At 71.4% G+C, this 23,508-nt stretch carries 24 protein-coding genes; 19 read left to right on the forward strand and 5 right to left on the reverse strand.

From position 1 onward, the window contains the following. Positions 1–26: 26 nt before the first annotated feature. The 4 genes from AB0K60_RS27990 (at position 27) to AB0K60_RS28005 (ending at position 4,267) form a co-directional block, all read left to right on the forward strand. Positions 27–968 (forward strand): thiamine-phosphate kinase, encoded by a 942-nt coding sequence (locus AB0K60_RS27990; RefSeq protein ID WP_364061411.1) that lies wholly within the window; start codon positions 27–29, stop codon positions 966–968. Between the two features lie 79 nt (positions 969–1,047). Further along, positions 1,048–1,866 (forward strand): hypothetical protein, encoded by an 819-nt coding sequence (locus tag AB0K60_RS27995; protein ID WP_364061333.1) that lies wholly within the window; start codon positions 1,048–1,050, stop codon positions 1,864–1,866. A gap of 37 nt (positions 1,867–1,903) precedes the next feature. Beyond that, on the forward strand, positions 1,904–2,695 hold the full coding sequence (gene thiD / locus AB0K60_RS28000) for a bifunctional hydroxymethylpyrimidine kinase/phosphomethylpyrimidine kinase (RefSeq protein ID WP_364061336.1): 792 nt from the start codon (positions 1,904–1,906) through the stop codon (positions 2,693–2,695). 171 nt (positions 2,696–2,866) lie between these two features. Next, positions 2,867–4,267 carry a hypothetical protein gene (locus AB0K60_RS28005; protein WP_364061339.1) on the forward strand — a complete coding sequence of 467 codons (1,401 nt, stop codon included), beginning with the start codon at positions 2,867–2,869 and terminating at the stop codon, positions 4,265–4,267. Positions 4,268–4,583: 316 nt separating this feature from the next. Here AB0K60_RS28005 and rpmB read toward each other — a convergent pair whose 3' ends face one another. Continuing rightward, complete coding sequence (rpmB, locus tag AB0K60_RS28010; RefSeq protein ID WP_364061342.1) at positions 4,584–4,769, reverse strand: 50S ribosomal protein L28; 186 nt, start codon at positions 4,767–4,769, stop codon at positions 4,584–4,586. Positions 4,770–5,153: 384 nt separating this feature from the next. Between rpmB and AB0K60_RS28015 the strand changes: the two genes are divergently transcribed. The 13 genes from AB0K60_RS28015 (at position 5,154) to AB0K60_RS28075 (ending at position 20,152) form a co-directional block, all read left to right on the forward strand. Next, positions 5,154–6,791 carry a DAK2 domain-containing protein gene (locus AB0K60_RS28015; protein WP_364061345.1) on the forward strand — a complete coding sequence of 546 codons (1,638 nt, stop codon included), beginning with the start codon at positions 5,154–5,156 and terminating at the stop codon, positions 6,789–6,791. A 52-nt stretch (positions 6,792–6,843) separates the two neighbouring features. Continuing rightward, positions 6,844–9,075 (forward strand): ATP-dependent DNA helicase RecG, encoded by a 2,232-nt coding sequence (gene recG / locus AB0K60_RS28020; RefSeq protein WP_364061348.1) that lies wholly within the window; start codon positions 6,844–6,846, stop codon positions 9,073–9,075. Between the two features lie 341 nt (positions 9,076–9,416). Continuing rightward, a complete protein-coding gene (gene rsmD, locus AB0K60_RS28025) occupies positions 9,417–9,986 on the forward strand; it encodes a 16S rRNA (guanine(966)-N(2))-methyltransferase RsmD (protein ID WP_364061351.1) in 570 nt (189 codons plus the stop codon). An 86-nt stretch (positions 9,987–10,072) separates the two neighbouring features. Beyond that, positions 10,073–10,549, forward strand: coding sequence for a pantetheine-phosphate adenylyltransferase (gene coaD / locus AB0K60_RS28030; RefSeq protein ID WP_364061354.1), 477 nt, complete (start codon positions 10,073–10,075; stop codon positions 10,547–10,549). Positions 10,550–10,626: 77 nt separating this feature from the next. After that, complete coding sequence (locus AB0K60_RS28035; RefSeq protein ID WP_364061357.1) at positions 10,627–11,193, forward strand: YceD family protein; 567 nt, start codon at positions 10,627–10,629, stop codon at positions 11,191–11,193. A gap of 1 nt (position 11,194) precedes the next feature. Next, complete coding sequence (gene rpmF / locus AB0K60_RS28040) at positions 11,195–11,374, forward strand: 50S ribosomal protein L32 (protein ID WP_364061360.1); 180 nt, start codon at positions 11,195–11,197, stop codon at positions 11,372–11,374. A gap of 258 nt (positions 11,375–11,632) precedes the next feature. Next, positions 11,633–12,346 (forward strand): ribonuclease III, encoded by a 714-nt coding sequence (gene rnc / locus AB0K60_RS28045; RefSeq protein ID WP_364061413.1) that lies wholly within the window; start codon positions 11,633–11,635, stop codon positions 12,344–12,346. A 17-nt stretch (positions 12,347–12,363) separates the two neighbouring features. Next, a complete protein-coding gene (gene mutM, locus AB0K60_RS28050) occupies positions 12,364–13,242 on the forward strand; it encodes a bifunctional DNA-formamidopyrimidine glycosylase/DNA-(apurinic or apyrimidinic site) lyase (RefSeq protein WP_364061363.1) in 879 nt (292 codons plus the stop codon). 7 nt (positions 13,243–13,249) lie between these two features. Further along, complete coding sequence (locus AB0K60_RS28055; RefSeq protein WP_364061366.1) at positions 13,250–13,534, forward strand: acylphosphatase; 285 nt, start codon at positions 13,250–13,252, stop codon at positions 13,532–13,534. Between the two features lie 187 nt (positions 13,535–13,721). After that, positions 13,722–13,916 (forward strand): hypothetical protein, encoded by a 195-nt coding sequence (locus AB0K60_RS28060; RefSeq protein WP_364061369.1) that lies wholly within the window; start codon positions 13,722–13,724, stop codon positions 13,914–13,916. 256 nt (positions 13,917–14,172) lie between these two features. Then, positions 14,173–17,907 carry a chromosome segregation protein SMC gene (gene smc, locus AB0K60_RS28065; protein WP_364061372.1) on the forward strand — a complete coding sequence of 1,245 codons (3,735 nt, stop codon included), beginning with the start codon at positions 14,173–14,175 and terminating at the stop codon, positions 17,905–17,907. Positions 17,908–18,000: 93 nt separating this feature from the next. Continuing rightward, a complete protein-coding gene (gene ftsY, locus AB0K60_RS28070) occupies positions 18,001–19,188 on the forward strand; it encodes a signal recognition particle-docking protein FtsY (RefSeq protein ID WP_364061375.1) in 1,188 nt (395 codons plus the stop codon). 367 nt (positions 19,189–19,555) lie between these two features. Beyond that, positions 19,556–20,152 (forward strand): sigma-70 family RNA polymerase sigma factor, encoded by a 597-nt coding sequence (locus tag AB0K60_RS28075; RefSeq protein ID WP_364061378.1) that lies wholly within the window; start codon positions 19,556–19,558, stop codon positions 20,150–20,152. A 34-nt stretch (positions 20,153–20,186) separates the two neighbouring features. Here the strand turns inward: AB0K60_RS28075 and AB0K60_RS28080 are convergent, their stop codons facing one another. The 3 genes from AB0K60_RS28080 to AB0K60_RS28090 form a co-directional block, all read right to left on the reverse strand. Continuing rightward, entirely contained in the window at positions 20,187–20,390 is a 204-nt protein-coding gene (locus AB0K60_RS28080; RefSeq protein WP_364061381.1) for a DUF397 domain-containing protein, read from the reverse strand. 147 nt (positions 20,391–20,537) lie between these two features. After that, complete coding sequence (locus AB0K60_RS28085) at positions 20,538–20,735, reverse strand: DUF397 domain-containing protein (RefSeq protein ID WP_364061384.1); 198 nt, start codon at positions 20,733–20,735, stop codon at positions 20,538–20,540. Beyond that, positions 20,726–21,550, reverse strand: a complete 825-nt coding sequence (locus tag AB0K60_RS28090) for a helix-turn-helix transcriptional regulator (RefSeq protein ID WP_364061387.1) — start codon at positions 21,548–21,550, stop codon at positions 20,726–20,728. Before AB0K60_RS28090 ends, AB0K60_RS28085 begins: the two co-directional genes overlap by 10 nt. Before the next feature lie 307 nt (positions 21,551–21,857). On the opposite strand from AB0K60_RS28090, the gene AB0K60_RS28095 reads away from it, so the two are divergent. Next, positions 21,858–22,121, forward strand: a complete 264-nt coding sequence (locus AB0K60_RS28095; RefSeq protein ID WP_364061390.1) for a hypothetical protein — start codon at positions 21,858–21,860, stop codon at positions 22,119–22,121. Between the two features lie 8 nt (positions 22,122–22,129). Beyond that, the gene (locus AB0K60_RS28100) at positions 22,130–22,462 is read left to right on the forward strand and encodes a hypothetical protein (protein WP_364061393.1); all 333 of its coding nucleotides are present in this window, start codon (positions 22,130–22,132) and stop codon (positions 22,460–22,462) included. Here the strand turns inward: AB0K60_RS28100 and AB0K60_RS28105 are convergent, their stop codons facing one another. Beyond that, on the reverse strand, positions 22,463–23,440 hold the full coding sequence (locus tag AB0K60_RS28105; RefSeq protein WP_364061396.1) for a sensor histidine kinase: 978 nt from the start codon (positions 23,438–23,440) through the stop codon (positions 22,463–22,465). It lies immediately after the preceding gene. Positions 23,441–23,508 lie beyond the last annotated feature (68 nt).

Genomic DNA, 23,508 nt, shown 5'->3' on the forward strand with positions numbered 1-23,508 from the left:
ACCCCGAAAGCACCCGGAGGTGTAAGATCACAGTCGGAGATCTCGGCGAATTTGGGCTAATTCAGCGAATTACAGGTCGATTGAGGCAGGGACCGGACGTACTGCTCGGTCCCGGCGACGACGCCGCGGTGCTCAAGGCCCCCGACGGGCGGGTCGTGGTGACGACCGATCTCCTCGTCGAAGGCAGGCATTTCCGCCGGGACTGGTCGAGCGGGTACGACATCGGGCGCAAGGCCGCCGCGCAGAACCTCGCCGACGTGGCCGCCATGGGCGCGCGGCCGACCGCGATCTTCGTCGGGCTCGGGATACCCCGGGACCTGCCGGTGGACTGGGCGGAGCAGCTGACCGACGGGCTGCGCGACGAGTGCGGGCTGGTCGGGGCGAGCGTCGCGGGGGGCGACATCGTGGGCGCGGACAGCGTGGTCGTGGGGGTCACGGCGCTCGGCGACCTCCAGGGGCGGGCGCCCGTCACGCGGGCCGGGGCGCGGCCCGGGCAGGTGGTCGCGGTCGCGGGGCGGCTCGGGTACGCGGCGGCGGGGCTGGCTCTGTTGCAGGCCGGGAGGGCGATCAGTGGGTTCGAGGAACTCGTGGCGGCGCATCGGCGGCCGGCTCCGCCGTACGGGCGGGGGCCGGAGGCGGCGGAACTGGGGGCGACCGCGATGCTCGACGTCAGCGACGGGCTCGTGCAGGACCTGGGGCATATCGCCGAGGCCGGCGGGGTTGGCGTCGAGCTCGATCCGGGGGCGCTGGAGGTGCCGGAGGTGATGGGGGCGGCGGCGCGGGCGCTCGGGGCCGATCCGCTCGACTGGGTGCTGACCGGCGGCGAGGACCACGCGCTCGCCGCGGTCTTTCCGGAGGGCGCGCGGCTCGGGGACGGGTGGCGGATCGTGGGCCGGGTGACGGGCGGGCGTGGAGTGCTGGTGAAAGGGCGGGATCCGGGGCGCGGAGGTTGGGATCACTTCCAGTGAAATGCCGGAATTATGGGCGGAAGTTTGTTACCAATGATGTGAGTGGTGCGGCGGTTGTGACTTAGACAAAGGGGTCACCATGGGCCGACACGGACTTCCCTGGGAAAGGGAAGCTCCGACGTGGGGTGGTTATCCGGGGCCCTCCTGGGACCGCCGCCCCCGGCGATTACGCGCGGCGCTGTTGCTGGCCGTGGCGTTCGTCGCGACCGTCACCGGCGTCATCGCCGCGGTCCGGCTGATGGCCGGGGCGGAGACCGGGGCGACCGGTGAGCTCGGGCTTGGCTCGCCCTGCCCGGCCGGGACGCAGTGCGACCCCCTTTTTCCGCAGCAGAGCGCTCCCACACAGACCCCCGGCCCGGACGCGAACGGAGTTCCCGGCGATCCCACGGACGGTCCGACGCTCGGGACCGGCGCCTCCGGCGATCCGCCCACCGCGGTGCCCAGCCCGACCGTCGGCCGTACGGGGAAGCCCTCGCCGAAACCGTCGCCCAAGCCGTCACCGACGAAGAAGGCCAGCCCGGCCGCCACCAACGAGGAGACTCCGCGGGCCCTCCCCTCGGCATCGCCGAAGCCGGTGGGCACACCCGCCGACCGGCCCCGGAAGGCGGTGGTGAAGTTCACCGTGACCCGCTTCGTGAACGGCCGGTACTCGGCCGAGATCGCCATCGGCAACGAGGGGCGCGGCGACCTGACCGGCTGGGAGATCAGCCTGCCGATCGGCGGCCGGGCGCTGGCCGTGGACGGCGCGAACGCGATCCAGCGGGGCGATATGCTGGTGCTCAGCTCCCAGGACCTCATCCCGTCGGGAGGCGGCGTCGCGGTCACCATCGCCGCCCAGGGCGCGCCGATCACGCCGGACTTCTGCGAATTGAAGGGCGGGCGCTGCCGGGTTCTATGAGGCCTGGGGCCGGACGGGCGGCGCGTTTTGGTTGGATATGAGCATGACTCCTCCTCGTGTGCTCACCATCGCCGGGTCGGATTCGGGAGGGGGCGCCGGCATCCAGGCCGACCTGAAGACGATGCTGGCCCTCGGGGTGCACGGCATGAGCGTGATCGCCGCCGTGACCGCGCAGAACTCGCTGGGCGTGCAGGGCTACTGGGAGCTGCCGCCGGAGGCGGTCCGGGCCCAGCTCGACTCGGTGCTCGGCGACATCGGCGCCCAGGCGATCAAGACGGGCATGCTCGCCTCGCCGGTGCTGGTCGAGACCGTCGCCGAGCGGCTCGCCGCCGTGGACGTCCCGGTCGTGGTAGATCCGGTCGGGGTGTCCAAGCACGGCGACCCCCTGCTTGAGCCCGACGCCGTCGAGACCGTGCGTACGCGGCTGCTGCCGGTGGCCACCGTGACCACCCCGAACCTGTACGAGGTCGAGCAGCTCACCGGGGTCACCGTGGACGACGAGCGCGAGCTGCGCCGGGCGGCGGACGCGGTGCTCGAACTGGGGCCGCGCTGGGTGCTCGTCAAGGGCGGGCACCTGCCGGGGGACCCCGTCGATCTGCTCACCGACGGGACCCGCGAGTTCCGCTTCGCCGCCCGGAGGCTGGACAACCGGCACACCCATGGCACCGGATGCACGCTCGCCTCCGCGATCGCCTCGTACCTCGCGCTGGGCGAGGACGTGCCGGGGGCGGTCGGCAAGGCCAAGGAGTACGTCACCGGGGCGATCGAGCGGGGGTTCGCGCTGGGGGCGGGCATCGGGCCGGTCGATCACGCGTGGCGGTGGCGGTGAGCGCGTTGGAACGTGGCGACCTGGGGATTATCCCTACAATCCGCCGTTACTCCTGTGAATGCTGATAGACCGGTTCATAACGATGAACTACCGGTACTCGTGAGATTCCCTGACGGCCCCACCCGACACTGCTAAAACATGTCGTCAAGATTGCCGACGGAAGGGTTTGACATGGGCGGCGGCGGACCGCGACGGCGGAGGAAGCGCAAGCCGGAGGAGGACCAAGGGTGGGCCGAGCCCGCCGAATACCGGGGCGAGGCCGCCGGACACGACTCTCCGTACGACAACCGCGCCCCTCGGCGTGACACGGCGGGCGAGGCCACCGGGCCGATGGACGCGGTGGACGACGAGGGGGTGTCGTACAGCAGGCCCTACGTGACCGAGGGGTGGGGGTCCGACGACGCGGCGGCCCGCTCGGAGTGGCCGGCCGCGCAGATGGACGAATCCGAGTTCGCCTCCGGCTATCGGGAGAGCGCTTACCACGATCCGCAGCAGGTCTACGCCGAGACCTACGCCGACGACCCGCACCGCGAGACGCCGCCCGCCACGGGCGATGTGCTCTCCGTCGGCTACGGGGAGGGCGACCCCGCCTCCCAGGGCGACCTGGGGTACGCGGCGCACGAATACGCAGGGCAGGAGTACGCAGGGCAGGAGTACGCGGGGCAGGAGTACGCGGCGCAGGACTACGGCTCCCAGGAGTACGCCTTCACCACCGAGGACGCGCACACGCTGAGCGTGAACGTGGTCGAAACGTCCCAGGACGACGCGTACGCCGCGGACGGACAGGCCGTGGACCCGCGCGAAGCGGACGCCCACGCCGTGGATGCGTACGCGGCGGACCCACACACCGTGGAGTCCGACGCCTCCGATCCCCACACGGCCGAGGCCGCCCCCGAGATGGCCGAACCGCACGGAACGGCCTGGCCGGACACCGGGGACGGCGACGGATCCCGAAAAGGCTTCCTCGGCTCGGGCTGGCGGCAGTCCGACCCCGACGACGAGTTCCCGGAGAAGCGGCGCCGTGGTCCTCTGCTCGTCGCCGCCGCCGCGGCGGTCGCAGTGATCGCCGGTGCCGGCATCTGGCTGTCATCGGGCTCCGGCGCACCGGACTGCGCAGGCGGCGGCACCCAATGCGCGAGCGAACGCCGCCCCGCGGCCCCGACCGTTGACCCCACCGCCGACATCGGCGAACTCGACGACGAGGACGACGAGACGGCCGCCCCCACGCCGACCGCCGAACCCACGACCAAGCCGACCCCCCGCCGTACCCCCGAGTCGGCACGGCCCACGGCCACCCGCCACAGCCGACCCTCCGGTGACCCCACGGCGAACGAACGCCCAGCCCGTTCGACGAGCCCCACCGCCAGGGCGACATCGGACCCGCGGCCGGAGGATGACGCCGTCGTCTCCCAGGACGAGTCCAAGCCCGACCCCGAACCCAGCGCCGAGCCTTCCTCCGGCGGACAGGAGACCTCCCAGCCCGTTACCACCGAGGCTCCGTCCGGCGGTGGCGGCGGCAGCGGAGGCGGCGGCGGTGGAGGTGGCGGCGGCCTCCTGGACTGGCTCTTCTAGGACCCCCACGGCACGAGCCATCGGCGAAGGATCGCATCCACCGCCGATGGCTCGTGAACCGGAGCGGGCCGGTCGAAGGATCGGTGCCGCGCGCCCGGCCCAAGCCGGTCAAGCTCGGCGACGTCGCCCTGATCGAGCGCAAGCCGGCCGAGGCCCAGGGCCGACTGCACGGGCACCACCTGGCGAAGTGGAACACCGCGGTGTGCGGCGGTAGATCATGCGGCAGCCAGCGGCCATACCAGGCACCGGCCGGGCATTCGTCGCAAATACCAGTAGCCCGGCACCTCACGGATGCCGGGCTACCGGTGTAGCTGTGTCAGCGGCTGACCTTGCCCGCCTTGATGCAGGACGTGCAGACCTTCATCCTCTTGGCGGTGCCGCCCACCACGGCGCGCACTGACTGAATGTTGGGGTTCCAACGGCGGCGAGTGCGGCGGTGGGAGTGGGAGATGTTGTTGCCGAAGGTCGGCTTCTTGCCGCAGACCTCGCAAACGGATGCCACGGTAATCGCTCCTTTAGATTCACCCTCGGCCCCGACCGAGGGATCTCAGCTTTGGCTGAGGGTTGACGCCTGTCAGACCGCCCCGCGGCGAAGTCTCCACGCCTGCGTCCTGCAGGCCCCGGTGAGACCGATGCACACCAAAACGACCGGTCGGCCACACGAGGATACCGGAGGAATGCCGTCGTGCGCCAAATCCGGGCCCATCACGGTCCCATCAGGGTCCCATCGAGGACCAACCGAGGCGCGATCGCCGCGCCCGTTTGGGTGGGCGCTTCGCCGGGATAGTCTCATCATCGCCGATGAGGAGGGGTTCGAACTGTTCGTCATTGCGCCCGTGAGTCCGCCGGGGCCGGGCCCGCTCCGGCCCGCCGCGAAGGGACGACGATGACCGCGCACGCGATCGAGGAGATGGACGACGCCGTCGTGCGCCGCTGGTGCCGGGTCTGCGCCGAAAGCCTCGGCGAGGTCCGCACCGAGATCGACGCCCTCAACGTCTTCCCCGTGCCCGACGGCGACACCGGCACGAACCTGCACCTGACCATGCTCTCGGCGGTCGAGGCGCTGGACGCGCTGCCCGAGGACGCGGGCACCGAGAAGACCTGGCAGGCCCTGGCGCACGGCACCCTGCTCGGCGCGCGCGGCAACTCCGGCGTGATCGTGAGCCAGGCGTTCCGCGGCCTGGCCGAGGTGCTCAAACGGGGCCGTGGCCGCGCCGACGACCTGCGCCGGGCCTTGGAGCACGCGGCCGAGACCGCCCGCGTCGCCGTGATGCGACCGGTCGAGGGCACCGTGCTGAGCGTGCTCGACGCCGCCGCCGCGGCGGCCCGCCGTACCACGGGAGGGCTGGCCGACGTGGCCACGCGAGCGGCCGAGGCGGCCCGGCGCGCCCTGGAGCGCACCCCCGAGCAACTGGAGGTGCTGGCCCGCAACGGCGTGGTCGACGCCGGCGGCGCGGGGCTCACGGTCATCCTGGAGAGCCTGGCCGCCGTGATCACCGACTCGTACGTCCAGCGCCACCACGTTCCGGCCCCGAGGGGGAGGACCGAGGTCACCGGCTACGCGACCGGTCACGCGCACGCCGCCGCCGGGCACGGGGTCCTCGAATACGAGGTCATGTACCTGCTCGACGCCGACGACGCCGCGGTGGCGACGCTGCGCGCCGAACTGGACAGACTGGGCGAGTCCCTGGTGATCACCGGGGGCGACGGGCTGTGGAACGTGCACGTCCACCTCGCCGACGCGGGCGCGGCGATCGAGGCCGGCATCGCCGCCGGACGCCCGCACCGCATCCGGGTCACCTACCTCGGCCCGGCCGACACCCCTGCGACCCCCGCCGCCGCCGAACAGGGGCAGGCCCCCGCCCAGGGGCGCGGCGTGGTCGCCGTGGCGGCGGGCGCGGGCATCGCGCGCCTGTTCGAACGGTCCGGCGCGGTGGTCGTACGCCGGGAGCCGGGCTCGAGCCCGCCCTTGTCGCAGGTCCTTGAGGCGATCCGGCGCGCGGGGGCCGAGGTGGCCGTGCTGCCCAACGACGGCGGCGTGGCGTCCGTCGCGAGCGCCGCGGCCCAGGTCGCGCGCGAGGAGGGCATCGCGGTCAGCGTGATCCCGACCAGGGCGACCGTGCAGGGCGTGGCCGCGCTCGCCGTACACGATCCGCTGCGCCGTTTCGACGACGACGTGGTGGCGATGACCGACGCCGCGGGACACACCCGCCACGGCCACGTCTGGGTGGCGAACCGCGAGGCCGTGACCAGCGCGGGCGTGTGCCGCCCGGGGGACGTCCTCGGCGTCGTGGACGGCGACGTCGCGCTGATCGGCTCCGACCTCGCCGAGACCGCCGTCGCGGTCGCCGACCGGATGCTGTCGGGCAGCAGCGAGCTGGTCACCCTGGTCAGCGGCACAGGCGACGGCGAACGCCTCGCCGAGACCGTCCGCGCCCACCTCGCCGCGACACGGCCCGACATCGACGTGACCGTCTACGAGGGCGGCCAGGGCGGGTATCCGCTGCTGATCGGCGTGGAGTGAGCGCCCGCGTCAGGGGCGTGGTTGTCGGCGGGGCACGGTAGAACTGGTTGACGTGACGCGCTTCGACGAGCCGCTGAGCAAGGCGTTGGGTCCGAAGACGGCCAAGACGCTGGAGTCCGTGCTGGGCCTGACCACGGTCGGCGGGCTGCTGCGGCACTATCCCCGGCGGTACGCCGATCGCGGCGAGCTGACCGGGTTCGACGCCCTCGAACCGGACGAGCACGTGACGATCGTCGGCGAGGTCTCCCGGGTGATGCGCCGTAAGCTGCGCAACAAGCCGGGCACCTGGCTGGAGGTCGAGCTCGACGACGGCCGGGGCAACAGGATCTACCTGTCGTTCTTCGGCAAGGCGTCGCACATGGTCGAGAAGCGGCTGAGGCCCGGGGCGCGCGGCATGTTCGCCGGGAAGGTGAGCGCGTTCGGCCGCAAGGACAAGCGGCGCTGGCAGTTCGCGCATCCGGAGTTCGAGCTGTTCGATGAGACCGACACCACGGCGGAGGAGTTCGCCACCGCGCCGGTCCCGATCTACCCGCTGGGGCAGGCCCTGTCGCCCAAGGCGATGCGCAAGGCCGTCGGCGTGGTCCTCGACACGCTGGGCCCGCTCGACGATCCGCTGCCCGAGCCGGTACGCCGCAGGCACCGCCTGATCGGGCTCGCCGAGGCGCTGAACGGCGTGCACCGGCCCCGCGACCACGCCGAGATCGGCCGGGCGCGCGCCAGGCTCAAGTTCGACGAGGCGTTCGTGCTCCAGGCCGTCCTGATCCGGCGGCGGAGGGCCGCGGCGGCGATGCCCGCCGTGCCGCGCCCGCGCCGCGAAGGGGGTCTGCTCGCCCGGTTCGACGCGTCGCTGCCGTTCCAGCTCACCGAGGGGCAGCGGGAGGTGGGCGAGGAGATCGCGGCCGACCTGGCGCGGGAGCACCCCATGCACCGGCTGCTGCAGGGCGAGGTCGGCGCGGGCAAGACGGTCGTCGCGCTGCGCGCGATGCTGCAGGTCGTGGACGCGGGCGGGCAGGCGGCGATGCTCGCCCCGACCGAGGTGCTCGCCCAGCAGCACCACCGCTCGATCGTCGACATGCTCGGCGACCTCGCCGTCGGCGGGCTGTTCGCCGCCGACGGCGGCGGGGCCGGGGTGACGCTGCTCACCGGCTCGATGGGCGCGGCGGCGCGGCGTTCGGCGCTGCTCGACGCCGCCTCGGGCGCGGCCGGGATCGTGATCGGCACCCACGCGCTGCTGCAGGAGCACGTGCAGTTCGCCGACCTCGGCCTCGTCGTCGTGGACGAGCAGCACCGGTTCGGCGTGGAGCAACGCGACGCGCTGCGCGAGAAGTCGGCGAACGGTCGACCGCACGTGCTGGTGATGACCGCCACGCCGATCCCGCGCACGGTCGCCATGACCGTCTTCGGCGACCTGGAGGTCTCCACGCTCGCCCAGCTTCCGTCCGGGCGCGCGCCGATCAGCACCCACGTGGTCCCGGCCGCCGAGCGCCCCCGGTTCCTTGAGCGCGCCTGGGAGCGGATCCGTGAGGAGGTCGCGCTCGGCCGGCAGGCGTACATCGTCTGTCCCCGCATCGGCGACCTGGAGGGCGACGAGGGCGACCTGCCGAGCGTGCCCGCCGACGAGCAGGGCGAGGGCGAGGACGAATTCGCCGAGACGTCGGAGTCGGAGCGGCGGGCCCCGCTCGCGGTGCTGGAGGTGGCCCCGATGCTGGCCGAGGGGCCGCTGGCCGGGCTGCGGGTCGGCGTGCTGCACGGCAAACTCGCCCCCGAGGAGAAGGACGCGGTGATGCGCGCCTTCACCCGCGGCGAGATCGACGTGCTGATCGCCACCACGGTCATCGAGGTCGGCGTGAACGTGCCGAACGCCTCGGTCATGGTGATCATGGACTCGGACCGGTTCGGCGTCTCCCAGTTGCACCAGCTCCGCGGCCGGGTCGGCCGCGGCGGCCTGCCCGGCCTGTGCCTGCTGGTGACCGACGCGGTGGCGGGGTCGGCGGCCCGCGTCCGCCTCGACGCGGTCGCGGCCACCCTCGACGGCTTCGAGCTGTCCCGCGTCGACCTGGAGCAGCGGCGCGAGGGCGACGTGCTCGGCGCGGCCCAGTCCGGCCGCAAGTCCTCGCTCAAGCTGCTGCAACTGCTGCGCGACCAGGACGTGATCGAGACGGCGCGGCAGGAGGCCGCCGACCTGCTCGACGACGATCCCGACCTGGAGCGCCACCCCGCGCTCAGAGCGGAGATCGACGCCCTGGTCGAGGACGAGCGCGCCGAGTACCTGGAGAAGGCGTGAGTGAGCCGGACCGCTGCGTCACGCAACGTGCTCGCGGACGATGAATGACCCAGGGCCCAGCCTGGGGACGGCCTCCCCCCGAATGCCGTCCCTGGCCGGGCCCACCCTCGGGTCAGGTGCCGAGGGCACCGGCGCACGGAAGGGCTCACGAACACGCCGGTCGGCCTTCCCCTGGGTCATCTGAAGGCCGCACCACTCATCATGCTGGTCACCGAGGGTGAGCGGAACGAACCTTACGCATTCGTCGCCGCCCCCTGCTCACTCTTGACCTTGGCGCTCACTGTTGACCTTGGCGGCCTTCCGTGGCGGTCGGCGCCCCGGCCACCGATCAGAATGGGACCGTGACACGGATCATCGCGGGCCGGGCGGGCGGCAGGCGGCTCGCCGTACCGGCGGGGCGCGGCACCCGGCCCACCAGCGACCGGGCCCGGGAGGGCCTGTTCGCCACGATCGGCTCCCTGATCGGCACGTTCGACGGCATCAGGGCGATGGATCTGTACGCCGGATCCGGCGCGGTGGGCCTGGAGGCGCTGTCGCGCGGCGCCGCGCACGCGCTGCTGGTGGAGTCCGACCCCAAGGCCGTACGCGTGATCAAGGCCAACGTCGCCGAGCTCGCGCTGCCGGGCGCGCGCGTGGTGGCGGACAAGGTCGAGCGGGTGCTCGCCGTACCGCCGACCGAGCCCGGCGCCCGGTACGACCTGGTGTTCGCCGACCCGCCGTACGCGGTGGGCGACGCCCAGGTGCGGCAGGTGCTCGAACTGCTGCGCGCGGGCTGGCTCGCCGACGAGGCCCTGGTCGTGGTCGAGCGCGAGACCCGGGGCGGCCCGCTGGCCTGGCCCGAAGGGTTCGACCCGGCCCGGGAACGCCGCTACGGCGAAGCCACCCTTTGGTATGCGTTCGCGGCGGACTGACCGGGCAGGGGACCTGATGCACAGAGCGCCCGGAGGCGTTTGGTAGCGTCGCGCAGCCGGGAACCCGTGGAACGTGGGGGTGCGCCTTGCGTCGTGTCGTCTGCCCGGGGTCGTTCGACCCCGTCACGAACGGTCATCTGGACATCATCGGCCGGGCCTCGCGGCTGTACGACGAGGTCGTCGTGGCCGTGCTCATCAACATCGAAAAGAGCAGCCTGTTCACCGTGGACGAGCGCGTGGACATGCTCACCGCGGTCACCAGGGAGTACGGCAACGTCCGCGTGGAGAAGTTCCACGGCCTGCTGGTCGACTTCTGCCGCCAGCAGGAGATCCCCGCCATCGTCAAGGGCCTGCGCGCGATCAGCGACTTCGACTACGAGCTCCAGATGGCCCAGCTCAACTACCGGATGTCCGGGGTGGAGACGCTGTTCATGTCCACCAACCCGGAGTACTCCTTCCTGTCGTCGAGCCGCCTGAAGGAGATCGCCAAGTACGGCGGCGACGTGTCCGGCCTCGTGCCGGACGTGGTGCTCAAGGCCCTGGTCGAACGTCTTCGCGGCTGAGGCCCCCGGCGAGGCTGGTATTCTTTCATTTCGGCCTTGCACGACGGCGGTGATTCGCCATGCCACAAGAGAGCAGGATGACTCCGCACAGCCTCGACCCTCGCGCCCCTTGGGTGATCTCCACCCACGATCTGGGGCGGCGACCGGGGTCGATGCAGCGGAGAAGCCTCACCCTCCCGGCACCGGAGAATCTCGGCGTCGACATGATCGGCGTTCCCAAGGACGCCGATGTCGAGCTTTCCATCAGGCTTGAGGCGGTGATGGAGGGCGTGCTCGTCACGGGCACGGCGCGGGCGCCCCTGAGCGGGGAGTGCGCGCGCTGCCTGGACCCGCTGTCCTCGGAGACCGAGGTCGGCTTCCAGGAGCTCTACTTCTACTCTGCCGAGGACGCCGGAGAGGACGACTCGCTCCTCGACGGCGAACTGCTCGATCTGGAGCCCACGTTCCGCGACGCGGTGGTGCTGGCACTGCCGCTGAGCCCGGTCTGTGCCGAGGACTGCCCGGGTCTGTGCGTGGAATGCGGGGTCAAGCTCGCCGAGGCCGGCGCCGATCATGGGCACGACAAGGTCGATGTCCGCTGGGCGGCGCTGCAGGGTCTGCAACTGAACCAGCTAACCGACAACAACGACGATCAGGAGGGCTGACGTGGCCGTCCCCAAGCGGAAGATGTCGCGGGCCAACACTCGAGCCCGCCGCGCACAGTGGAAGGCCGTGAAGGTCGCGCTCGTGAGCTGCCCGCAGTGCCGCTCGCCGAAGCGTCCCCACGTGGCGTGCTCGAACTGCGGCACCTACAACCGCCGCCAGGTCTTCGAGCCGTCGGCCTGATCGCGCTCTGACCGAGGGCCGGCCGGAAGGCTCCCTGGCGTCCGGCCGGCGTCGCGTCGACGACGTTCGCGGTGGCGGTTCGCCCGCGGCCGTGGTGGACGCCGGGTTCGTGCCTCCCGGGGGCAACGGCCCTCCCGGCGCCCACCACGTTTTCGGGCTCTTCCCAGTTCCACCTGCCACCGTGCCAATCGCACAACTGCAGGAGGAGACGTGGCCGCAGGTGGCAAGCCGGTAGCGGTGGAGATCGCGCGCGACGAGATGGAGCGCGCCCTGGACGTGCGGCTCGGCACCGAGCTGCTGGAGCGTGCGCTGACGCATCGTTCCTACGCGTACGAGAACGGCGGGCTGCCCACCAATGAGCGCCTGGAGTTCCTCGGGGACTCGGTGCTCGGCCTGGTGGTGACCGACACCCTGTTCCGGGGCCACCCGGACCTGCCGGAGGGGCAGCTCGCCAAGCTGCGGGCGGCCGTGGTGAACATGCGGGCGCTCGCCGACGTGGCCCGCTCGCTGGGCCTGGGCCGCTTCCTGCGGCTCGGCAGGGGCGAGGAGGGCACCGGCGGCCGGGACAAGTCCTCGATCCTCGCCGACACCCTGGAGGCGCTGATCGGCGCGGTGTACGTGGACAAGGGCCTGGACGAGGCGTTCCGCGTGGTGCACCTGCTGTTCGACCCGCTGATCGCCCGCTCGGCGTCGCTCGGCGCCGGGCTGGACTGGAAGACGTCGCTGCAGGAGCTCACGGCCTCGGAGATGCTCGGCGTGCCCGAGTACCACGTGGACGAGAGCGGCCCCGACCACGCCAAGTCGTTCACCGCGCGGGTGAAGGTGGGCGGCCAGGAGTACGGCTCGGGCGCCGGCCGCAGCAAGAAGGAGGCCGAGCAGCAGGCGGCCGAGGCCGCCTGGACGACGATCCGGGCACGCCGCGACGAGCGGCTCAAGCTGGAGGAGGCCCAGGGCGAGCCGGCGGGCAAGTAGCCCGAGAAGGGGGCGAGATGCCGGAGTTGCCGGAGGTCGAGGTCGTCCGCCGCGGCCTGGAACGCTGGGTCGCCGGGCGCGGGGTGGCCCGCGCCGAGGTGCTGCATCCCCGGGCGGTGCGCCGCCACCTGCCCGGCGAGCGGGAGTTCGAGGCCCGGCTGGTCGGCCGCACGATCGACGCGCCCCGGCGGCGCGGCAAGTACCTGTGGCTGCCGCTCAAGGGCGGCGGCGACGCCGACGAGGCCCTGCTCGCCCACCTCGGCATGAGCGGCCAGCTCCTGATCGCCGACCCCGGTTCCCCGGCGGAGAAGCACCTGCGGGTCCGGCTGATCTTCGCCGACGGCGGCCCCGAGCTGCGCTTCGTCGATCAGCGCACGTTCGGGCACCTGCTCGTCGCGCCGATGGCCGACGGGCCGTTCGGGCACGTCCCCGAGCCCATCGTGCACATCGCCCCCGATCCGATGGAGGCCGCGTTCGACGAGGACGCGTTCGCGCGTCGGCTGCGTGCCCGGCGTACCGGGATCAAACGGGCGCTGCTCGACCAGTCGCTGATCAGCGGGGTCGGCAACATCTACGCCGACGAGGCGCTGTGGCGGGCCCGGCTGCACTGGGCGCGTCCCACCGAGACGCTCACCCGGCCGAAGATCGGCGAGCTGGTGACGGCGGTGCGCGAGGTGATGACCTCCGCGCTCGACCAGGGCGGCACCTCGTTCGATCACCTGTACGTGAACGTGAACGGCGAGAGCGGCTACTTCGACCGATTCCTCGCCGTGTACGGCCGGCGCGACGAGCCCTGCCCGCGGTGCGGCACGCCGGTGCGGCGCGACGCGTTCATGAACCGGTCGTCCTACTCCTGCCCCCGATGCCAGCCCCGGCCGAGGAACGCGAGGGTGTGAGCCGGGTATGCGCGAGGCAAAGATTGTGCGGCTCACCGCGTGGGTGCGGGGGCGGGTGCAGGGCGTGGGTTTCCGCTGGTGGACCCGGTCGCGGGCGCTGGAACTCGGTTTGGTCGGCTCGGCGTCAAACCTTGCCGACGGGCGGGTCGAGATCGTGGCCGAAGGTTCAAAACAATCATGTGACAAGTTGCTGGAACTGCTTCGCAGCGGCGTCACACCCGGCAGAGTGGACACGGTTATCGAACGCTGGAGCGAACCTCGGGGAGGTTTGGTGGGGTTTGTGGAAAAGTGAGCGCTTTACCTTAAGGCCCGGAATAGGGTATATTTACACGTCGGGAAGTCACTGGTGCATCGTCGGGGAGTGTTCAACTTGACCGCCTCCATTGCCAGTGCGACTCTTGATAGGAACCACGCGCACCCCTCCCGCGGCTTGAAGTGCGCGAACCAGTCTGGTCACTCAGCGTGGAGGACCCTTAACCATGGCGAAGGCTCTACTCGGCCACGTCGGCGGTCCTGACCCTCGTATGGTCTCGGAAATGCGCCGTCTCCAGCAGCGAATCCGAGACTTGGAGGCAGAGCTCATAAGGCTCCAGGCACAGAACGACGCTCTTGCGGCGCAGTCGCACGAGGAGTCGTTCACCCACCTGCAGGATCGCGAGCCGGCCCTCACCTGAGAGGTCGGGAAACCACTAGAGAGTCAGGGACGCCTCGCAAAAGGCGTCCCTTGTCATTTCCGCACAACGCGGCGAAAAGTTAAGTGAACCGTTATACCCCGTCTGGGGTGCTATAAACCCCCCACCCCTTTTCGCTGGTAATGGCCACCGGCCGCCCCCTGAGCCGCCGCGGATGGCCCACGCACTGTCGGTGCCGGGCTGTAGTCTTCCGCCAGAAGCCGACCGGCGGTCCGCTGACAGGGGGGAGGATCACCGCTTGTACCTGAAAACCCTCACCCTGCGCGGCTTCAAATCCTTCGCCTCCGCCACCACCCTGCGCTTCGAGCCCGGCATCACCTGCGTCGTCGGCCCCAACGGCTCGGGCAAGTCCAACGTCGTGGACGCCCTCGCCTGGGTCATGGGTGAGCACAGCGCCAAATCCCTGCGCGGCGGCAAGATGGAGGACGTCATCTTCGCCGGCACGGCGAGCCGCCCGCCGCTGGGCCGCGCCGAGGTCACGCTGACGATCGACAACAGCGACGGCGCCCTCCCGATCGACTACACCGAGGTCACGATCAGCCGGCTGATGTTCCGGTCCGGCCAGAGCGAGTACGCGATCAACGGCGACACCTGCCGCCTGCTCGACATCCAGGAGCTGCTGTCGGACTCCGGCATCGGCCGCGAGATGCACGTGATCGTCGGCCAGGGCCAGCTCGACGCGGTGCTGCACGCCGGGCCCGAGGAGCGCCGGGCGTTCATCGAGGAGGCCGCCGGCGTGCTGAAGCACCGCAAGCGCAAGGAGAAGGCGCTGCGCAAGCTCGACGCCATGCAGGCCAACCTCACCCGCGTACAGGACCTCGCCACCGAGCTGCGCCGTCAGCTCAAGCCGCTCGGCCGGCAGGCCGAGATCGCCCGCAAGGCCGCCGTCATCCAGGCCGACCTACGCGACGCCCGCCTGCGCCTGCTCGCCGACGACGTGGTGACCCTGCGCGAGACCCTCGCCCGCGAGGCCGCCGACGAGGCCGCGATCCTCGCCCGCCGCGCCGAGGTGGAGGCGGGCCTGGAGCACGCTCAGCGCCGCGAGGCCGAGCTGGAGGCGGCCGAGGTGGAGGCGCAGCCCCGCCTGACGGCCGCGGCCGAGACGTTCTACGCCCTGTCCGCCCTCAAGGAGCGGCTGCGCGGCCTGGAGAGCCTCGCCGCCGAGCGGCACCGGCACGCCGCCGACGCCGCCGCCGTCGAGCGGCGCGGCCGCGACCCGGAGGACTACGAGCGCGAGGCCGCGCAGGTCCGCGAGACCGAGCGCGTCCTCGTGGCCGAGCTGGAACAGGCCCAGGAGATCCTCGAAGAGGCCGTCGCGCGGCGCGAGGAGGCCGAGCGGGAGTTCGCCGACGAGGAACGCCGACTCGCCGAGCGGGCCCGCGCCGCCGCCGACGCCAGGGAGCGGCTGGCCCGCCTGCGCGGCGAGGTCGCCTCCGCCCGCAGCCGCGCCGAGGCCGCGGGCCAGGAGATCGGCCGTCTGACGGCCGCGCTCGAGGACGCCCGCCGCCGCGCGGAGACGGCGCAGGCCGAGCACGACGCGGCCGAGCGCGAGGAGCCGGCCGCCGATCCGCAGCTGGCCGAGGAACTCGCGATGGCCCAGGAGGGCGTCGAGGCGGCCCGCGACGCCGTCGAGGCCGCCAAGGCGGTCGCCGAGGAGGCCAAGGCCGGCCTGGCGGCCCCGCGCACCGCGCTCGCCGCCGCCGAAGCCCGGGTCGCCGCCGCGCGCAAGGCCGACCAGGAGGCGCAGCGGGCCGTCGCCGCGCTTCAGGCGCGCCGCGAGGCACTGGAGCTGGGCCTGGCCAAGGGCGCCGACGGCGCGGGCTCGCTGCTCGCCGCCGCGTCGTCCGGAGCCCTCACGGGCGTGCTGGGGCCGTTCGCGGCGCTGCTGAGCGTCCGCCCGGGGGCCGAGGCGGCGATCGCCGCCGTCCTCGCCGACGCCGCCGAGGCCGTCGCCGTGGAGTCGCTCCCGGCGGCCGTGGCCGCGCTTGAGCTGCTGCGCCGCGACGACGCCGGACGGGCCGGGCTCGTCATCGCCGGGACGCCGGGCGAGCGGCGTGCGGACCCCTCCGCCCAGGGCGCGGTCGTGGCGGGGAGCGGGGAGCCCGCGCCCGGCGGCGGAGAGTGGGCCATCGACCTGGTGAGCGTGCCCGAGACGCTGCGCGACGCCGTGGCGGCGCTGCTCGGCGGCGTGGTCGTGGTGAAGGACCTCGACGTGGCCCGGCGGGTGGTCGCCGAGCGGTCGCGGCTGCGGGCCGTGACCTGGGACGGCGACCTGCTGGGCGCGCGGTTCGCGCGGGGCGGCGGGGGCGGCGGCGACTCGGTGCTGCGGGTGCGCTCGGCGCTGGACGCGGCCGTGGCCGACCTGGAGGAGGCCCGCCGTACCGCCGAGGGCACGGCCGAGGAGCTGGAGACGGCGCTGGCGGCGGCCGACGAGGCGCGCGAGGCGGTCGAGGCGGCGCAGGCCCGGCTGAGCGACGCGCAGGCGGGGGTGAGCGCGGCGCAGAACGGCGTGAGCGCGGCCCAGTCGGCGCTGGATCGGCTGCGGTCGCGGCAGCGCGAGGCCGACCAGCGCGCGGCGGAGGGGGCCAGGCGGCTGGCCCGGCTCGGCGCGGCGGCGAAGGCCGCCCGGGACGAGTGCGAGCGGCTGGAGGCGGCGATCGCGGCGGCCGAGGAGGCGCGGGAGCGCGGCCTCGCCGGGGTGGAGGAGCTCGCCGAGCGGCTCGCCGCCGCCGAGACCGCCGAAGAGCTGCAGGGCGAGCCGACGACGGAGCTGCGCGACGAGCTCGCCGCGACCTGCTCGGTGGCGCGGCAGACGGAGATGAACGCCCGCCTCGCCGTGCGTACCGCCGAGGAGCGGGTCGCCGGGATCGCGGGCCGCGCCGACGCCCTGCTTGACGCGGCCCGGCGCGAGCGCGAGGAACGTGCCAGGGCCGCCGAACGGCGCGAACGCCGCCGCGAGCAGGCCGCCGTGGCGGCGGCGGTCGCCGCCGGGGCGCGGCGGACGCTGCGGCTGCTCGAACAGTCCCTGCGGGCGGCGGCGCAGGAGCGCGACGAGGCCGAGCGGGCGCGCGGCGAGATCGACGCCGAGCTCAAGGCGGTGCGCGGCCAGGTGCGCGAGCTCTCCACCGAGCTGGACAAGCTGGTCAACCGCGTGCACGGCAGCGAGGTCGCCCGCACCGAGCAGCGGCTGCGGCTGGAGCAGCTCGCCGAACGCGCCATGAACGAGTTCGGCGTCGAGGTCGACGCGCTGATCGCCGAGTACGGCCCCACTCAGCCGGTGCCGCTCGGCGACGGCGAGGCGGTGCCGTACGTGCGCGAGGAGCAGGAGAAGCGGGCCCGCACCGCCGAGCGGCAGATGGCCCAGCTCGGCAAGGTGAACCCGCTGGCCCTGGAGGAGTTCGCCGCCCTGGAGGAACGCCACGCCTTCCTCACCTCGCAGCTTGAGGACCTCAAGAAGACCCGGCGGGACCTGCTGCTCGTGGTCAAGGAGGTGGACGACCGGGTCGAGCAGGTGTTCACGGCGGCGTACGAGGACGTCGCCCGCGAGTTCGAGGCGATCTTCAGCCGGGTCTTCCCCGGCGGCGAGGGGCGGCTCCAGCTCACCGACCCCACCGACATGCTCACCACCGGCGTCGAGGTCGAGGCCCGCCCGCCCGGCAAGAAGGTCAAGCGCCTGTCGCTGCTGTCCGGCGGCGAGCGCTCGCTCACCGCCGTCGCCTTCCTCATCTCGATCTTCAAGGCGCGCCCGTCGCCGTTCTACGTCATGGACGAGGTGGAGGCGGCCCTCGACGACACCAACACCCAGCGGCTGCTCACGCTCTTCGAGGAGCTGCGACAGAGCTCCCAGCTCATCGTGATCACCCACCAGAAGCGCACCATGGAGATCGCCGACGCGCTCTACGGCGTCTCCATGCGGGGCGACGGCGTCTCCCAGGTCGTGAGCCAGCGACTGCGCGAGAACACCCCGGCCTAGCCGGACGCCCGCCGCCATCCGTTCGTTCGCGAAACGCGCAAGTGAGCCGCCCTGTTCTGTAGCACACCGGCCTGTCTGGGAAACTGACATCTTGTGAGCGACTACCTCGCCATCATCGTGGCCGTGGTCGTCATCGCCCTCGCGGCGGTCGGCGGCCTGTTCCTGCAGTTCCGCTCTCGGGGGCGCGGCGCGCCGACGCTGCCGCCGCCCGAGGCGCCTCCTGTCATCACCGAGCCCGAGGCGCCCCCTCGGGAGGAGGCCGAGGAAGGGGGCGTCACCACGACCGTGCCGCCTCCGGCGCGCCCGGTCGAGGTCATCGCCGTCCCTCCGGCGGTGGAGATCCCGCCGCCGTCCGCCGGCCGCATGGTACGGCTGCGCGCCCGGCTGGCCCGCTCGCAGAACGCGCTCGGCCGTGGCCTGCTGGAACTGCTGTCGCGCGACCGCCTCGACGACGACGTGTGGGACGAGATCGAGGAGACCCTGATCACCGCCGACGTGGGCGTCGGCCCGACCCGGGTCATGGTCGACGAGCTGCGCACCAAGGTCAAGGTGCTCGGCAGCCGCACCCCCGAGGAGGTCCGCGCCCTGCTGCGCGAGCAACTGCTCACCCAGGTCGGCGCCGACATGGACCGCACGCTGCACGTCACCTCGCACGGCACGCGCCCCGCCGTCGTGCTCGTGGTCGGCGTCAACGGCACCGGCAAGACCACCACGACCGGCAAGCTCGCCCGCGCCCTCATCGGCGACGGCCGCAAGGTCGTGCTCGGCGCGGCCGACACGTTCCGCGCCGCCGCCGCCGACCAGTTGCAGACCTGGGGCGAGCGGGTGGGCGCCGAGGTCGTACGCAAGGACGAGGGCGCCGACCCGGCGAGCGTGGCCTTCGACGCGGTCGCCCGCGGCATCGACGACAAGGCCGACGTGGTGATCGTGGACACCGCCGGCCGCCTGCACACCAAGACCGGCCTCATGGACGAGCTGGGCAAGGTGAAGCGGGTCATCGAGAAGAAGGCCATGGTCGACGAGGTCCTGCTCGTGCTCGACGCCACCACCGGCCAGAACGGCATGCGCCAGGCCCGGGTGTTCGCCGAGGTGGTGAACATCACCGGCATCGCGCTGACCAAGCTCGACGGCACCGCCAAGGGCGGCATCGTGATCAGCGTCCAGCGCGAGCTGGGCGTCCCGGTGAAGCTGGCGGGCCTCGGCGAGGGACCGGACGACCTGGCCCCGTTCGACCCGGAGGTCTTCGTCGACGCCATCCTCGGCGACCACCAGAACGGCTAGCCGCCCCGTAAACCGTCAGTAGATCTCCCGGCCTTGCGCCGTCGCTTCCCCTACGGGAGCGGCGGCGCCGCCATGCCGGGCCATTGATCTGTGACTCTTGCCACACTTTACGTCGAGTTGAGCGATAAGTGTTATGATACTGAGACTTGTCGGGCTGCGGGGGCTATAACTCCGCCCCCGGCCTTCTTCCCCGCCTCGTCCAGTGATCCCCAGCGGCAGTCCCTAACGGAGTTCTTACCGGCGTACTGCGAGCCTGGGCGTGGGCACGGGTTGATGACAGAGTGATCCGGCGGGGGCCACATGCACGGCTGCGTGTACCGATGTGCCGGATGGGTAGTTGGGGGATTCGGTTCGTAGGGGGATGAGAATGATCTCAATGACGGAAGAGCAGAGGCAGGCCTGGTTCGAGCGCGACGTCGTGCCCGTGACCGGACAGCTCTACGCCTCCGCCATGAGGCTGACCCGAAACACGGCCGACGCGGAGGACCTCGTCCAGGAGACCGTGACCAAGGCGTTCACCTCCTACCACCAGTTCCGCGAGGGCACCAACCTCAAGGCATGGCTGCACCGCATCCTCACCAACAACTTCATCAACGAGTACCGCAAGAAGCAGCGCTCCCCAAAGCTGTCGGCCACCGAGGAAATCGAGGACTGGCAACTCGCCGCCGCCGAGTCCCACACCTCCAGCGGCCTGAAGTCCGCCGAGACCGAGGCCCTCGAACACCTCCCCGACTCGGCCGTAATGGACGCCCTGCGCGCCCTCCCCGAGGAGTTCCGCCTCGCGGTCTACCTCGCCGACATCGAGGGCTTCCCCTACAAGGAAATCGCCGAGCGCATGGGCACCCCCATCGGCACGGTCATGTCCCGCCTCCACCGAGGCCGCCGCCAACTGCGCGCCATGCTGGAGGACTACGCCCGCGAACACGGCGCCCTCCGCAGCCCCCAGCCCGAACTCGCCGCTTAGGGCCGCCAGGCGGCGGCGAGCCGCAGGGGGACGGTCAGCCTAGGTCGTGATTCGCGGTCTTGATTTCGTGGAGGAAGGTCCTCCACTCGCCAGGCGTCAGAGTGAGCGCGGGGCCGGTGGGGTTCTTGCTGTCGCGGACGGCGACGATACCGGAAAGATTGGTCGAAACCTCGACGCATGTCCCACCATTCCCGCCGGAATAGCTCGACTTGCGCCAGTGGGCGCTGGTCAGGTCCATCGCTTTCTCACCTCCTGGATTTTGGTGAGCGATTGATGTCGGGGAAGTGCTGCGGCCCGTAGGGCACCCCGGCGGAGCAGTAGCCGTCCGATGACGTCGCGTTCCCCTGCCCGCCGGGTGTCGGCGAGTCGCAGGGGGATGGTCAGCCTAGTCGTGATTCGCGGTCTTGATTTCGTGGAGGAAGGTCCTCCATTCGCCAGGCGTCAGAGTGAGCGCGGGGCCGGTGGGGTTCTTGCTGTCGCGGATGGCGACGATACCGGGAAGATTGGTCGAAACCTCGACGCACATACCACCATTTCCGCCGGAACGGCTCGACTTACGCCACTGGGCACCGGTCAAGTCCATCGCTTCCTCACTTCCTCGATCTTGGCTAGCGATTGGCGGCGGGGCAGCGCTGCGGACCGCAGGGAACCCCAGTAGAGGAGAAGACGTCCGATGGCGTCCCGTTCCCCTATCGTACGACCTGCGAGCATGGCGTCTATATGTGCAATCTGGGGGGTGCCACGCTTGATGACAATTTCGAAGGCGCTAAGCAAGCCCACAAGACTTTTCGACTCGTAGGGGACGACCTGGAGCGTAACGCGGGGGTGGTGCGCGATCTCGATGAGGCGGTCGAACTGGTCGCGCATGAGAGCGTCGTCACCTGCGGGTTGATGGAGAGCCCCCTCGTTGATCAGGCTGACGATCATGGGGCCTTGAGAGCCGGTCAGGATCGTTTGACGTCGCATACGGCCGATAACGAATTGGTCCACCTCCTCGGGGGTGATACCGGGTTCATCCTCGAAGATCGCTCGTGCGTACGACTCGGTCTGGAACAGCCCATCGATCAGGAGCGGATTCCAGGTGTGAATCTCATTGGCCTTCTGCTCCGCCTGGGCGATGTCCTTGTAGAAGTCGGGCGTGTGCGGCCGAGTATCGCGCCATAGCTCGAGGAAGTGCCCGTCCAGGTCGAACAGCCGATCGAGGGCGTGGGCGAGTGCCTCGCCAGGCGCTCGGTGCATTGTCTCGATGTTTCCGATGGCGCTTTGGCTGGCCCAGCCAAGTTGGGCCGCCAAGGCCGCTTGGGACCATCCCATGTTCAGGCGGTGTCGGCGCATCTCGTAGGCGAAGCGGGCCCGTGGGGATTCTTCCGGATTGATGACTTTGAGCTTGTTCGCCATCGGTCACCTCGCGATCGTCACGGCCTAACACGGACCTTGAGTGTTATTGAACGTAGCAATGCCGGTGCAGAGGGTAGTCGCTCCTGGCACTCTGAGTCTCGGAAACACCGCAGAAAGTCATGTGCCCAGGTGATTTAGGGGTCCGCTCTGTGCGGAGACGGATGCGTTCTTCTGCGACGTGGTGTGGGAGCGTCTCGATGAGGATCTTGAGCGTGGGGTTCGCCGCCTTCGTGGTACGGGCGTGGAGATGAGGGCGGCGCGGGGAGACGGGTACGGCGGAGGGCGGCATCGGTTGGGGGCGGTATGCGTGCCCTGGACACGGATCCGCTGGGATGTGCGCCAGCGGGCCGAGGCCGACGGGCTCGACATGATCGAACCGTGCTGGCTGGTGATGTACCGCGTGTGGGCGCGGAGGTTCTACGCGGTTCCGGCGTGGCCGTTGCCGGGGTGGCCCGACGTCGAGGCGGAGACGGTGGCGGGGCTACGTGCGCGCATGCGTCAGGCGGAGACGTCGTCGTACGGGCTCGGCGGCTCTGTTTCGGGGGACCGGGAGGAGGCCGCCGGGCGATGAGGGATCCCGTGAACGTTTCTGTGCGCACCCAGCAGCCGTCGTTGTTCGTGTACGAGGCCGATGCAGGCAATGGGCATGGTGTGTACGGAGTGACCGATATTTATGAGGTCGCGGCGTGCCGGATGGTCTGTGCCTTGCGCACGATGCCGCCGGGAGCGTCGGCCTTCATCAGGCAGGCGCGGCTGGACATCATGGTGCGGCCGTATCCGTCCTACCGGTACGGATCCGTGGTCGTCCGTGGGTGGCGAGACGTGGATACCGGCACGCTGATGATCGTCGATGCGGATGGCGTCAGCTCGGCCGGCGAGGCTGCCACGGCTCGGGGCGGATCGGCTGTGTGATTAGGGCAGTTTCATGTGGAGGCGGACTTTGGTTACGCCCTGGGTGGCGCGGATCTCCATCAGGTCGCAGGTTTGGCGGGTGAGCCAGAGGCCGTAGCCGCGTGGGGAGCCTTCCGGTGGGGGCAGGTAGCCCGGGTGGGAGTCCTGCAGGGTGCCGCCGGGGTCGCAGATTTCGCAGATGATCTCGTCGTCGTCCTCCCAGATCGAGGCGACGCCGCGGCCGCCGCCGTGTTCGACCGCGTTGGCGGCGATCTCGGCGACGCACAGGATGAGGGCGGAGACGCGTTCGCCGGGCATGCCGGCGCGGCGGGCGCGGGTGGCGACGAAGTCGCGTAGGCGTTTCAGGGTGGGCAGGGCGAAGGCGATCGCCTCGCTCCAGACCGGGGGGTCGTCGAAGGGCTTGTCGTCGCCTTCCAGGAGCATCGACTCGGGGGGCACGTAGCCGTTGTTGCGGCGGGGCGGGTCGGAGGCGGTGGCCGGGTGGGGGGTGAGCGAGTAGGGGTGGGTGCGGTACATGGCCGCCATGACCTCCGGCGGCGTGGTGCGCCGGTCGTACAGGCACAGGCCGGTGCCGTGGACGGTGGCGAGCACCCGGTTGGCGATGGACTCGTAGCGGATCCACTCGCGGGTCTCCCGCGTCGTGCGGTCCTGCCAGCGTTGGTCGCCGATGAGGAGGACGCGGCGGTCGCGGCGTTCTTTGGCGTAGTCGAGGACGGCGTTCAGGGCTCGGGCGGGGTGGTCGTACCAGCGGTCGGCGGGGGTGGCGTCGATCGCCCCGGCGTCGCGTCCGAGGCCCTCCCGTAGCAGCGCGAGCCGTTCCTGACCGGTGATGACCAGCACGTTTTCTCCGGCCGTCAGCGCGGCACGCACCCGGGGGAGCACCAGTGCGAGGTACTCCCGGTCGGATCCGAACGGCGCCGCGACGTGGGTGAACGAGTCGGACGCCGGAGTGGGGGAGGGAACTGTTACGTGATCCATCAGTGAATCTCAGCCTTTCTCAGCTGCTATCGTGATCGCGTGAAGCTTTCCGAGTGGGCGGCACGCAA

The sequence above is a fragment of the Thermopolyspora sp. NPDC052614 genome, assembly GCF_040678635.1.
Taxonomy (GTDB): domain Bacteria; phylum Actinomycetota; class Actinomycetes; order Streptosporangiales; family Streptosporangiaceae; genus Thermopolyspora.